This window comes from Cellulomonas sp. KRMCY2 (assembly GCF_000526515.1).
Lineage (GTDB): Bacteria > Actinomycetota > Actinomycetes > Actinomycetales > Cellulomonadaceae > Actinotalea.
On record NZ_JAGF01000001.1, the window covers coordinates 925994 to 937898 of the forward strand.

Genomic DNA, 11905 nt, shown 5'->3' on the forward strand with positions numbered 1-11905 from the left:
TTGGGCTGTACGCCTTGTTGTCATGATCACGGCAGACCTGCAGTTCGACCACGGTCGTGTCCGCTTGGACTTCGACGATGTGCACCTCATCCGAGGCATTGGGGTGCACGCGCTCTCGCTGTCGTATCGGTCATCGGCTGATTGGCTCCCGATGGCCGACGGCACGCGTACACAAGCAGCGATGCTCACCGGGTACGTGCGCGCGGGCGCGACAGTCGCGTGGCTGGGCGCCATCGCCCCGACCGCAGTTGTGCTGCGCGAACGCGGCGGAACCGGATCGGTTCTGGTCACGCTCAGCGAAGAGCAGATCGACGCCCTCGGCCGCGAACCCGGCCGGGACGTCGAGCTCCGGTTCACGCTCCAGCTCTCGTTGGTCAGACCCCCTCCGGGCGTGCACCCGGTAGCAGAGACCGAGGTCGGCTACCGGATCCCGGCTCATCGGTGGTCCGCAATGCTCGACGAGCTCGGGACTGCTCTCGCGATCTACCTTCGCGTGCCGGCTCCGTTAGGCGCGAGAGCAACGACAGACCTCGGCGAAGCGCCTTCGCTCACGCGGGCGACGACTCGACTGCGTGAGGCGCATGACCGGGCCCGCGACCAGCAATGGGCGGGCGCGGTGTCCACCTGTAGATCTGCGCTCGAAGAACTGCGCAGGCTCATCGACCTGCCGGCCGAGAGCCGCACGCACGAGACCAAGCCGCGAAACCGGGCCGAGGATGAGCGGTGGGCGGCGCTCTACTACGCGGTCAAGGGCTTGGCGGACGCGGCGAGTCACAACGATGCCATCACCAGTGAGTTCCGGTGGAGCCGAGCGGGCGCGGACGCGGTCATCGCTTCGACGGGCGCGTTGCTCGCGCACTACAGCGATCCCACCGTGGCGGTCGGACCGCGCGGTGGTTCACCGGCCGCCGACACCTCGACCGCCGGAGGAGCTACTAGCTAGGGGTCGGCGCCTATCGCGCTGGGCGTGGAGCGGTCCCGGGAGGAGGGGCCGTGGCTACTCGGGGTCGGTGACGTCCGTGATGAGGTCGGCGAGCTCGGCGCTGCTGGGCAGGGCGGCGCGCAGGTCGGCGGGCAGGGTGCGGTCGGTGGTGTAGGTGGCGACGGCCAGGGCCGCGTCGACGGTGCGTAGGGCGTACTCGACGACGACGTCATCGCGGTGGCCGGCGAGCAGGATGCCGATCGTGGGGCCGTCGCCGTGCTCGGGTCGACGCAGTTGCTCGTCGACGGCGGTGACGTAGAAGGAGAGCTTGCCGAGGTGCTCGGGCTCGACCGGGCCGACCTTGAGCTCGAAGACGATGAACCGGCGCAGGCCGAGGTGGAAGAAGATCAGATCGGCGAAGAACTCCCGGTCGCCGACCGGGAGGCGGTACTGGCGGCCGACGAACGCGAATCCCTGGCCGAGCTCGGTGAGAAACGCACTGAGCTTGGCGACGAGGGCGTTCTCGAGCTGGCGTTCGGAATGGGCGGGGTCGAGGGCGAGGAACTCCAGGTCGTAGGGGTCGGCGAGCACCTCGCGGACGAGATCCTGTTCGCCAACTGGCACCGTGGCGGTGAAGTTGTCCGGCGCCTGCCCGACCCGCTGGAAGCGGTCAGCGCCGATGTGGTGGGTGAGCACGGAGCGGGACCACCCGTATCGGGTGGCCTGTTCGACGTACCAGGCCCGCGCTGCGGGGTCGGGGACCTGGCACATCAGGACGGTGAGGTGACCTCAGGGGAGTCCTGCAACAGCTGTTGCACGATCGCGGGTGGGGTAGGCCTCGGCCAGGGCCCGCATGTACCAGAGGTTGCGTGGGGACCAGCCGCGCATACCGGGGAACTGGGCGGCGAGGTCGGCGGCGAGCCGGTCGATGATCGTGGCGCCCCAGCCCTCCTGCTGTTGACGTTCCAGGATGAGCTGGCCGATACGCCAGTAGAGCAGCGTGCGCTCGGCGTTGACCGCCCGACCGGCCCGGATCCGCGCCGCGCGGACCTCCGCCAGGACCTCCTCGAGCAGTTGCCGGTAGTCGGTCATCGACCGGTCGCGGCCGGGCGTCAGGCTCAGGCGCGGGGCTCCGGCTGTCCGCCGGCGGTGATCGGCTCGGCGGGTCGTGGTGGCAGGTGGCGGTAGAGGGTGGCGCGGGTGATGCCGGTCTTGGCCGCGATCTCGCTCATCGTGAGCCCTTCGGTGTCGCGCAGGTAGACGGCGTAGGTGAGCCTGTCGGGGTCCACCACGCTGGGGCGCCCGGTGCGCCGGCCGTTGCGGGCAGCCACGGCCCGGGCAAGCGCGGCACGCTCGAACATGTAGGTGCGTTCCATCTGCGCGAACAGCGCCAGCAGCACCAGGGCGAGCTGGCCCATCGGGTCGGCGGGGTTCGAGGAGTCGACCTTGATCGGGTCGGCGAGATTGCGCAGCCCGACGCCGCGTTCGGTCAGGTCGTGGATGAGGTTGAGGGTGTCGCGCACGGTGCGCCCAAGCCGGTCCAGGGTGTGCACGACGATCACGTCACCCTCGCGCGCGTACTCCAGCAGCGCGTTCAGGCCGGGGCGGTCGGTGTGGGCGCCGGACTTCTTGTCCACAAAGATCCGCTCCGGCGCGATGCCGACCGCGGTGAGCGCGTCGAGCTGACGTTCGAGGTCCTGCTTGACGGTCGAGACCCGCGCGTACCCCAGCTCCGTGCTGCGACCGTACCGGAAGTTACCGACGTGACCGCGTTCCGCGATGTGTGTTTAGCGAGGGTTTGTGGAACACGACGCGCCGTGCCCGGCTGTGATCTTCAGAGCTTTATGGCGTTGAGTCTTGGCCGGTAGATGGCGGGTTCTCGGGCTGGAGCAGGCCCTTGGTCGCTGGCACCGCCGTCCCGAGCCTCGTGCGAGGCCGGGTAACCACAGCGGACTCGCCGATGCAGACGAGACGTCTGGCGACTTCTAGGGGCTGCGACAGGGCAATGGCGTGGCCTCCCGGCATGACGACCGGCTCAATGCCAAGCCGGGCGCGGCACAGCCCGACCTGGAAGGCTGCGGGGAAGAACCGGTCGTCCGCTCCCAGGAGCACGTGGATCGGGACCGCCGGCCACGAGTCGTAACGGCAGGGGGACGCGAACACAGTCGCGCTCTGGCTTCGCTGGCGCCCGGCCAAGGTTGCGGCGACGGCCGGGGGCAGGTCGTGGGTGAAAACATCCGGGTCGGCTGCCGGCGAGCCTTGCGCCTGGTCATGACCCGATCGCGACCACCAGTCGCCGGGCGTCTCACCGGGTAACGGGATCATCGGATTCACCAGGGCGACCGACGCGACCGGAAGCCGGTTTGCGACCAGTGGCGCAGTGAAGGCGCCGAGCGACTGGGCGACCACCACGATGTCCTCCATCCCGGCGGCGGCTGCGACGGCGATGTCCGTGTATCGGTCGAGGTCGGCGGTCTCGTCGTCCGCGGGCAGGTCGACCGCGGTCGCCTGGTGCCCCTGCCTGACGAGCTCGCCTACGACGAGGTGCCAGTACCACGGGTCACCCCCTGCGCCCGGAAGGAGAAGGAACGACGTCATAGCCATGCCACGGGACGGCCGGGCGGGGCCAGCATCACCGCCCTCGCTTGTCGAAGTCCTCTGCGGAGACGCCGCCAGGCATCCTCGTCACGAAGTCGAGCAGCCCGACCCAGGCCGGGCGCAGGCCGATGCGCGCCATGCGGACCCCGGGATGGTCGACGGCCGCGACGTTGGCGTCGCCCTGCTGCTGTCCTGCATAGCGCCGGTGGGCGAGGCGATACTCCGGCAGGATCCCGTCGCCCTCGCGCACGGTCGCCCGGCCGCGCAGGAGCAACACCTTGGGCGGCGTGGTGGCGGCGTCGATCGTGACGGCGACAGACGGGTTGGCGCGGATCGCGGCGATCTTCCGGGCGCCGGCGAAGGTGCACAGAACCAGCTCGTCGCCCGTCCAGTGGAACAGCATCGGGAACACGCGCGGAGTGCCGTCCGACGCAACGTAGGCGATCCTGGCCAGTTCAGTAGAGGCCAGTAGTTGCCGGGCCGCCAGTGCGTCGAGCAGACCCAGGTCGCCTTGCGGCAGGAGCGCCTGATCGGCTGGCTGCGCGTCCGGGCGCGGCCTTGTCACTGGCGCCTGCCGAGGTGAGCAGTGAGGCAGTCGAAGGAGGAGTCCCATCCGTCGCGCAGGGACTTGTTGCCGTCACCGGTGGGCAGGTCTTCGACGGCGAAGGTCATCTCCGTCCTGTTCCCGACGTCGCGGAAGACGACGGTGACCCGCACCTCCTGCTCCGTACCGTCCGGGCCGGTGGTGGAGGTCGTGAGGACCAGGCGGGCCGGAGGTTCGATCTCCTCGTACCGGAACGCAACGGGGTACTCCGCGCCGTCGTCGTTGGAGACCATCGTCAGCGTCCACGAGCCGCCAGTGCGGACGTCCATGGACAGTCGCTCCGGTGGGACGGTCAGGCCGCGGGGTCCGAACCAAGCCGCGACCTGCTCCGGGTCGGTCCAGGCCGCGAAGACGTCCTTGGGAGAGGCGTCGAAGGTGCGGGTGATGGTGAAGCTGCAGCGGCCGAGCGCGGCGGTGGTGGCTCCGGCGTTACTGAGTTCAGGCATCGCGCTGCTCCTCTCGAGTTGGGGTCGGGTCGTTCGCAGTTGGCATCCGGGGCGGTCCCGAGTCGCTGAGGTGCTCGGTGAGCCGGTCGAAAGAGGCGTCCCAGAAGCGTCGGTACTGGTCGAGCCAGCCAGCCGCGGACTGCAGCGGCTCGCTGCGGAGCTCGCACGGTCTCCACTGCGCGCTCCTTCCCCGGCTGATCAGGCCCGCGTGTTCGAGGATCTGGAGGTGACGGGACACGCCCTGCGGCGTCATGTCCAACGGTGCCGCCAGCTCCTTCAGCGTGGCTGCCCCGTCATTGAGCCGCTCCAACAGACCCCGGCGGGTGGGGTCGGACAGAGCCGCAAAGGTCAAGCTCAACTCATCTCGCACAAGGACTCCAGTGATAAATGGAATACTTGAGTATGGGGCCGCTGTCGGCCACTTGGCAAGCGCAGGTGGCCTCTTCCTGATCGACGTGCGCTGGCTGACCACCCCGAGCTGGTCGACGCCGCGAGGCAGTGGAGCGGCACAAACGACGTCTCGGTAGCCGAACCCCTATCGGACGGCAGGTCGCCATCCAGATCTGCGAATCCGAGCTGACCGTGACACCGTTCTCACCATGAGCGGCGATCACCTCGGCTACGCGAGGGTCCCGACCCAGAAGGAGTCCCTGGAGCTCCAACTCGATGCCCTTCGTGCCGCGGGATGCGCTCGCGTCTGGAGCGACGTCGGCAACGGCCAGTACGCCACGTCCAGCCTGACCGAGGTTCTGGACTGCTTGCGGCCCGGCGACATCCTGATCGTCTGGCGCCTGGACCGGATCGGGCGGCGTACCGGAGAGCTCATCCAACTCGTCATCGATTTTGCAGCGCGTGACATCGGCGTCCGCTCGCTGACCGAGCCGATCGACACGAGCACCACCGCCGGGCGGACGATCCTCGATGTTCTCGCTGCCTTCGCCCAGACAGAGGCCAACCTCGTCAGAGAGAGCACTCATGCCGGCCTCGCCGCCGCCCGGGCCTTTGGACGACTCGGGGCCGGCCCACCGTCGTCACCCCCGCCCACCTCGCGGAAGCCCGCCGGCTCCGCGAGTCCGGATCCAGCCTCAGCGAGATCGCCCAGGCCCTGGCCATCAGCAGGACCACGGTGCGGCGAGCCCTCACTGCAGTTCCAGCACTCGACTCCAAGGCGACCGATCAGCGCTGAGTAGGGGAACCGGAGACCCAAACGTGAGCGGCAGCCGCGCGCTGGACAGCGCCAAATACCGCTGAAGAAACCACGCCACTTACCGCTGAAGGTCACACCCGGCAGCCCGGGCGAGCGGGGGTCGGGGAGCGTCTCACTTCCAAGGAACTGATACGGCGGTGCCGGACCTCTTCCGCTGCCACCATGAGGACTCATGAACGATAGCCAGGCCGTGGTCGCCCTAACGGCGGCGGTCATCGGCGTGAGCGGTGGTGTGCTCGCCGCACTCATCGCCGCGGTGATCGCGTACCTCGGATCGGTCCGTGGTGTACGTGCGAGCTACAACCTCCAGGCGATCGAGCACGAGCGTAAGTACGCAGGAGAGGCCGTGAGCGCCGCCGAGTCGCAGTACGTGCTCCTCGCGAACCTCATGGCCGACATCGACACGACCATCACCAAGGCGAACGCCGTCGTCGCGGCCGGGGGAAAGCCGAACACGTGGCATGCGCACAACCTCGCCCTCATCGAGCGGCTGGGAGCTGCAACGGCAGACTGGCGGAGCGTTCTCGCTCGCCGGAACCTGTACGGCCACGGAGACATGGGGCTCGCGCTGATCGCCTACGACCGCAAGCGCGCCGACGTCATCGAGGCGGCAAACCGCGCCGACCTCGCCAGTGCTCGACACCACCTGACCGCGTTGCAGGCGAAGGCACTCCCGGTCGTGCACCTCGCGGTGTCGCTCACAGCCGCGCGCTCGAACACGCTCATTGCGTCGAGCCTTCTCGTCGGCCGTGAGCGTCGACGAGCCGTGAAGCAGCACATCCGGGCCGCCGAGAGCTTCGAGCAGAAGCTGGGCGACGCGCTCAAAGCCCTCGAGGCAGGCGTCGCTTCCGACGCGGCAGCCAACGACGCGACCGAGGCCCCTGAGTAGGTCGCCCCGCCCTTCCCTCGTGGGTGCTCACCGGTACACCGATCGCCATGTCGAGCACACCACCACCTGACCCCACCACCCCGTCGTCGTCACCGTCCGCCGGGGACGAGACGTCCGAGAGGATCAACGACACGAGCGGGCGCCGCGCGTTGCCGGCTGCTGCGTCGTACGGCGGGTACGCGATTGCGCACCTCAGGGAAGCGGGCGGGCATTCCGCTGGCAGCGCGGGCGATCGTAACGGCGCGACTGCCCCGGGGGGCCGGGTCGGGCTTCCTGACGCCGAGGGCAGGCTTGGCCTGGCGCGGTGACCCACAGTGGACAGGGTCGGGTCCCCCGTCCACAGGAGTGACCATCAGGGCAGACAACCGGGCGTGAAGACGGAAGGCCGCAGCCATGACGTTCGACGTACCGACGCAGCCGGTTCCCGTCCATATCCGCCAGGCTCTCGACCCGCTCGTGGCGATCTCCGCCGATGACCCGGACCTCGATCTGGCGTTCCGCGCCATCGAGGCCGTAGCGACGCTGCGGACCGTCAGGCCGATCTATCCGCCGCCGATACCCGCGACTGCCTGGATCCCTGCCGAGAGGGCGGTCGAGCTCGCCTCGGCGGCGCTCGACCGGGCGATCGTCAACGCCTCGAGCGCTGAGGAGGCCATCCGTGCTGGTGCTGGTGCTGCCGCCGCCGCTCTTGCCGGCCGCCCGGTGGACGGGTTCCTGTGACCTTCGAGATCTCGATGAGCGAGGTCGGCCGCCACCCCGCGCTGCTTGTGCAAGAGCACAGTCCGATGCCGGAGTCAGACGCCGTCGATCATGCGTTGGCTGGCAGGGAGAGCGCTCACCTTCTTCTGGATGCCTTGCACCACGAGAACGCACTGGGCCGTGGCGTCCCTTGTGTGTCACTGATGTGCTCCGTGAACGCGCGTGACGCGAGGTGGTGTCCGCTGACGTGAAGGCGCAGGCCAGACGTGATTTCTGATGGTCGATGATGCTCCGCTCTGATGCCCTACCTGTTAATCCGTAGGTTGTGGGTTCGAGCCCCACGGGGCCCACTGTGTTTGCGCTGGTCAGGGGGTTGCGGCCCGCAAGCCATCTAGGGTGCAAGGCCTCACTGGCAGCCATCTGGCGGCCTTCTGGACGCCGAGGGCTGTGTGGGCGACGCCGGTTCGCATTGGACGCTGAGGCGCCTACGGCACGCTGCGCCCGCGAAATCTCGGGGCTAGGAGCATGGAGCCTCGGGCCCTCCCGGACCTTGATCCCATCACCCCGCCGAATACCAACTAGTGCCGCGCGTCTGATGTGGTCTGACGGTTGGCCTTCTTGAGGATGTCGTCGGCGGTCTTGGTCCAGACGAAGGGGTGGGCGCGGTCGTTCCAGCCGTCGATGAACTGGCGGATCTTGGCGTTGAGGTCTTTGACCGATCGGTAGGTGCCGCGGTGGATGGCCTGGCGTTCGATGATCGAGAACCAGACCTCGACGAGGTTCATCCAGGAGGCGTGGGTCGGGGTGAAGTGGACCGTCACCCTCGGGTTGGCCTCCAGCCAGGCTTTGATCTCTGGGTCTTGTGGGCGGCGTAGTTGTCCATCACCAGGTGCAGCTCGCGCTCGGGGTAGGCCCGGGCGACCTGACGCAAGAACGCAAGGAACTCCTGTCGGCGGTGGCGCGACTTGAGGGCGCCGGTGACCTTGCCGGTGGCGATCTCCAACGCGGCGAACAACGTCGTGGTCCCGTGGCGTACGTAGTCCGAGGAGCGGCGCTCGATCAGGTGCGGCTGGGTCGGCAGGACCGGTGCGGTGCGGTCCAACGCCTGGATCTGGGACTTCTCATCCACGCACAGCACGACAGCGTTCTCCGGCGGGGCCAGGTAGAGCCCCACGACGTCGGTGACCTTGGCGACCAGCTCGGGGTCGGTGGAGAACCGGAACGAGCCGGCCCGCCAGGGCTGGATCCCCGCCTCCCGCCAGATCGCCGCGACCGTGGCGTCCCCGATGCCCAGGTGCTTGCCCAGCAGCCGCGTGGACCAGTGCGTGACCCCGTACTTCTTCGGCGGCCGGCGCAGCGTGGTCGCGATGACCTTGGCCCGGTCCACACGGCGCGGCCGCCCAGAACGGGGCTCATCCGCCAGGCCCGCCAGCCCCTTGCCGGCGAACCTGCTCCGCCACGCGAGCACCGTCGGACGGCTGACCCCGACCCGCCCGGCGATCGCCGTGTTCGACAACCCCTGCCCGGCCAGCAGCACGATCCTGGCCCGTTGCGCCAGACCCGCCGACACTGACGAGGACCGCGTCAGCCGCTCCAGCTCCACACGATCCGCATCACCGATCACCAAACCCGGGGCAGGACGATTCGCCATACCCCATCGTCCCAACCCGTCAACCGTAAACCAACTAACCACGCGCCGCGCTAGTCGCTCCGTACCGGAAGCCCGACGGGCCGACACGCCCGCCTATACCCGCGCTGCAACCGCTTCCATCCTCTCGATCGCGTGAGCCGGGCCGGGCATCGACGCAATCTCGGCGGCGACTCGGTGCGCGGCCCGGCGGTAACGCGCTTCTGTCGCGACGCGAACGGCAGACGAGACGACCTCGTCGGCGTTCCAGCTGGCGGCCTCCCCCGCACCAGACCGGACAACCAGCCTGGCGACGTCAAAGTGGTCGGACCCAATCGGGACGCAGACTACTGGCACCGCGTGCCGAAGGGCGGTCAGCACGGTATTGCGGCCGCCGTGGCAGACAACCACGGCGCAATTCTCCATCGCGGGAGTCTGGGGGACGTACGGATGGGACGCCACTCCGCTGTGGTTCGACCGTACATCCACCGCGACTACAGACCCGAGGGAGGCTGCGAGCGTCTCTACGACCGAGAGCACGACATCGGCGGGCGCCCGATACACGCTGCCAAACGCGACGTACGCATGTCCGGTGAGCCCCGGGTCCAGTTGAACAAAGCCCGCGTGGCCTTCGAAGAATGCAGGTGCAAGGTCGATCGTGTTGAGCGGAAGACTGATTTCGGGGTCGCGGAGAGACCTCGGGCCATTGCTCAGGTGCAGGTAGCGAAAGAGCGTTGCAGCCGGGCCCGCAGCGGACGTCGCGAGGCCCGCGTGCGTGCGAAGTTCTGTCAATGCTCCACCAACCTCAGCGTTCCACCGTCGCCGGGGCCAGTGCGAACTCACTTCGAACGATACGTCGGGTAGGCCCTTACCCTCGGCGACGACCCACGCGGCAAGCTCGGTCTCGTCACGGAGCAGGAGATCAGGCTCCCACCGGTCGACCAACAGCGGGAGCGCGTCAACGAGCGCGAAGGCGCGCGTCCGAATCCCGACATGCGCGCGTACATGGGCCAAGCGCTGCGGTGCCGGCGCGAGGCGCAGCTCCGGCACCGCGTCCAGCGTCTCTTGCGAGTCCGACCCGGGCGGCTCACTTACGAGCACTTCGCCGGCCACCCCGGCACGACCGAACGCCGCGATGACGCTGGGGGCGCCCGCGGCCAGTACCTCATGCCCGCGCTCCCGCAGCGCCAGCGAGAGGGAGATTATTCCGTTGAGATGGCCGAGACCGGGCTGCGACGTCACGAGGACGCGCATGTCACACTCCGCCCGGACGCACGAGGACCGGATCTACGAGCCTCTGGTCTGTGTCCTGGGAAGCCTCACGGTGGTATGCCTCCCGCAGGATCTGGCCGACCACCCCCCCTTGCGCCCTCGGCTGGGTATCCACGGTCGCGATGACGAGATCATGCTCCAGCGCGATAAGACGCCCGTCGACCGCACGTGCGCCGTCGTATCCGACGAGTTCAACCCTCCCGGCCCAGGCCCTGCGTGGTGCGCACTCACGCTGAAGTGCCACCGCAATGCGATCGTCTCCACAGAAGACCACAACGCGGGCCAGGCGCCTAGCAAGGAGTGATTCGAGCGGACCGGCCAGGTGAGTGACCGCCTCGGCTACATCCCACGAGCCGAGCTCGGCAGCCTGCATGCGACCCGACATGCCCCGACGAGCGAGCTCGTAGAGAACCTGGCTTGAGCGGGCCACCCCCGGCCCAGACTCTCCCGGGCCAAGGGCGACGAGGGCACGAGAATGTGGGTCCGCCGCAAGCCGATCCGCGATAATTTCTCCCACAAGCCGACCGCCCATGACGAAATCGGAGGCAACGTAGGGCGGCGGCTGCAGGCCCGCGTCGAGGAATAGTGCCCTTCGCGGATGCCGGTCAACGGCGACCACCGTCACTCCGCGGCGTATGTGACGAGCGAGAGCATTCCATAGTCCGGAATCGTCGCTAGCCGGCACAATCACCAATGCGTCGGCCGACGCTGCAGCGGCGCTCTCGATCTGCCGGGTTTGCCATGCGCTGGGCGTCTTCTCCAGCGCGCCCGGGGAGAGAATCTTCAACTCAAAGGGCACCGAACCCATTAGTTCCTCGCGCAGGCCTTCAACGACGTTGGTCATGAAGGCGACGTCGTCGATTCCCACGATCACTATCGACTTGGTCGGAGCGTCTCGCGTGCGAATCTCCGCAAGCACGAGAGCGGCTACGCCATAAGCGACAGCGCCGATAGCAAGCGCCCGATCGAATCCGGCGCCAATGAGGAGCGATGCACCGGCAATGCAGACGAGCACCGATAGCGGGAGCAGGACGACGGCCATACGCGATACCTGTGGCTTGCGCATGCGAGAGCGCACATTGTGGATCACGGTTATGGCGCCGTGTCGGCTGGTGCCTTGCCCGCGTCCGTCAAAGCCGAGCCCGCCAAGTAACGCTTCATCGTCTCACCGGCGACCGACCAGCCGACTGCCTGATAGAAGCTCGTGGCATCGGCGGATCCGCTTGCGAGCTGCACCTTGTACGCGCTGGCGGCACGCGCTAGTTCGGTCGCTCGGTCGAGCAACGCACGTCCCGCACCGAGGCGCCGCTGCGACTCCTCAACGACAACGTTCTCGACGAGCCCGAACGGTCGCGCCCCGCGGGTGAGGTTTTCAGTAATCGTGATCTCAGCGGTCCCGACGATGTGACCGCTATCGTTCTCGGCCACAAGCACCGTGCGGCCCGGCTGCGCGAGGATGGCGTCCCAGACGGCACACGCGTGCGGTAGCGGAACGGCAGGGTCTTCAGAATGGAGCTCGCGCAAGAGCGCAAGCACGGCGGCCAGGTCGTCGCTGCAGGCGGCGCGGACTCGCACGGACATGAGGCGATGATAACCGCAGTAACCTCACGGTGCGTACACGCACACCCGGACTGAGGACGG

General features: G+C 68.3%; 13 protein-coding genes and 3 pseudogenes. 5 read left to right on the forward strand and 11 right to left on the reverse strand.

The window, feature by feature from the left end:
* Positions 1 to 22 precede the first annotated feature (22 nt).
* Complete coding sequence (locus K415_RS0104520; protein WP_024285912.1) at positions 23 to 943, forward strand: hypothetical protein; 921 nt, start codon at positions 23 to 25, stop codon at positions 941 to 943.
* Positions 944 to 997: 54 nt separating this feature from the next.
* On the opposite strand, the gene K415_RS21405 is transcribed toward K415_RS0104520, so the two are convergent.
* The 7 genes from K415_RS21405 to K415_RS0104550 form a co-directional block, all read right to left on the reverse strand.
* Positions 998 to 1618, reverse strand: a complete 621-nt coding sequence (locus K415_RS21405; protein WP_197024665.1) for a PDDEXK nuclease domain-containing protein — start codon at positions 1616 to 1618, stop codon at positions 998 to 1000.
* A gap of 93 nt (positions 1619 to 1711) precedes the next feature.
* Complete coding sequence (locus K415_RS23830; protein ID WP_155859358.1) at positions 1712 to 2014, reverse strand: DUF1016 N-terminal domain-containing protein; 303 nt, start codon at positions 2012 to 2014, stop codon at positions 1712 to 1714.
* Positions 2015 to 2040: 26 nt separating this feature from the next.
* Positions 2041 to 2703: a recombinase family protein gene (locus K415_RS0104530; protein ID WP_051480388.1), complete on the reverse strand. Its 663-nt coding sequence runs from the start codon at positions 2701 to 2703 to the stop codon at positions 2041 to 2043.
* Between the two features lie 61 nt (positions 2704 to 2764).
* Complete coding sequence (locus tag K415_RS0104535) at positions 2765 to 3520, reverse strand: alpha/beta fold hydrolase (RefSeq protein ID WP_024285914.1); 756 nt, start codon at positions 3518 to 3520, stop codon at positions 2765 to 2767.
* Between the two features lie 34 nt (positions 3521 to 3554).
* Positions 3555 to 4085 carry a pyridoxamine 5'-phosphate oxidase family protein gene (locus tag K415_RS0104540; RefSeq protein WP_197024666.1) on the reverse strand — a complete coding sequence of 177 codons (531 nt, stop codon included), beginning with the start codon at positions 4083 to 4085 and terminating at the stop codon, positions 3555 to 3557.
* Positions 4082 to 4570: an SRPBCC domain-containing protein gene (locus tag K415_RS0104545; protein ID WP_024285916.1), complete on the reverse strand. Its 489-nt coding sequence runs from the start codon at positions 4568 to 4570 to the stop codon at positions 4082 to 4084. The genes K415_RS0104540 and K415_RS0104545 overlap by 4 nt, the downstream gene beginning before the upstream one ends.
* Complete coding sequence (locus K415_RS0104550; RefSeq protein ID WP_231494822.1) at positions 4563 to 4922, reverse strand: helix-turn-helix transcriptional regulator; 360 nt, start codon at positions 4920 to 4922, stop codon at positions 4563 to 4565. The genes K415_RS0104545 and K415_RS0104550 overlap by 8 nt, the downstream gene beginning before the upstream one ends.
* Positions 4923 to 5169: 247 nt before the next feature.
* On the opposite strand from K415_RS0104550, the pseudogene K415_RS25085 reads away from it, so the two are divergent.
* The 4 genes and pseudogenes from K415_RS25085 to K415_RS0104565 all read left to right on the forward strand — a co-directional run.
* Positions 5170 to 5568, forward strand: a pseudogene (locus tag K415_RS25085) (recombinase family protein); the annotation flags it as partial.
* Between the two features lie 29 nt (positions 5569 to 5597).
* Positions 5598 to 5756: pseudogene (locus tag K415_RS25090) on the forward strand (helix-turn-helix domain-containing protein); the annotation flags it as partial.
* 193 nt (positions 5757 to 5949) lie between these two features.
* Positions 5950 to 6666 carry a hypothetical protein gene (locus tag K415_RS0104560; protein WP_024285918.1) on the forward strand — a complete coding sequence of 239 codons (717 nt, stop codon included), beginning with the start codon at positions 5950 to 5952 and terminating at the stop codon, positions 6664 to 6666.
* Positions 6667 to 7059: 393 nt separating this feature from the next.
* Positions 7060 to 7386 (forward strand): hypothetical protein, encoded by a 327-nt coding sequence (locus K415_RS0104565; protein WP_024285919.1) that lies wholly within the window; start codon positions 7060 to 7062, stop codon positions 7384 to 7386.
* A gap of 557 nt (positions 7387 to 7943) precedes the next feature.
* Here the strand turns inward: K415_RS0104565 and K415_RS0104580 are convergent.
* The 4 genes and pseudogenes from K415_RS0104580 to K415_RS0104595 all read right to left on the reverse strand — a co-directional run bounded on the left by K415_RS0104580 (position 7944) and on the right by K415_RS0104595 (position 11845).
* Positions 7944 to 9016 (reverse strand): annotated as a pseudogene (locus K415_RS0104580) (IS630 family transposase).
* Between the two features lie 93 nt (positions 9017 to 9109).
* The gene (locus K415_RS0104585; protein WP_024285923.1) at positions 9110 to 10246 is read right to left on the reverse strand and encodes a glycosyltransferase; all 1137 of its coding nucleotides are present in this window, start codon (positions 10244 to 10246) and stop codon (positions 9110 to 9112) included.
* A 1-nt stretch (position 10247) separates the two neighbouring features.
* Positions 10248 to 11330: a substrate-binding domain-containing protein gene (locus tag K415_RS0104590; RefSeq protein WP_155859359.1), complete on the reverse strand. Its 1083-nt coding sequence runs from the start codon at positions 11328 to 11330 to the stop codon at positions 10248 to 10250.
* Positions 11331 to 11356: 26 nt separating this feature from the next.
* The gene (locus K415_RS0104595) at positions 11357 to 11845 is read right to left on the reverse strand and encodes a GNAT family N-acetyltransferase (protein WP_024285925.1); all 489 of its coding nucleotides are present in this window, start codon (positions 11843 to 11845) and stop codon (positions 11357 to 11359) included.
* Between the last annotated feature and the right edge of the window lie 60 nt (positions 11846 to 11905).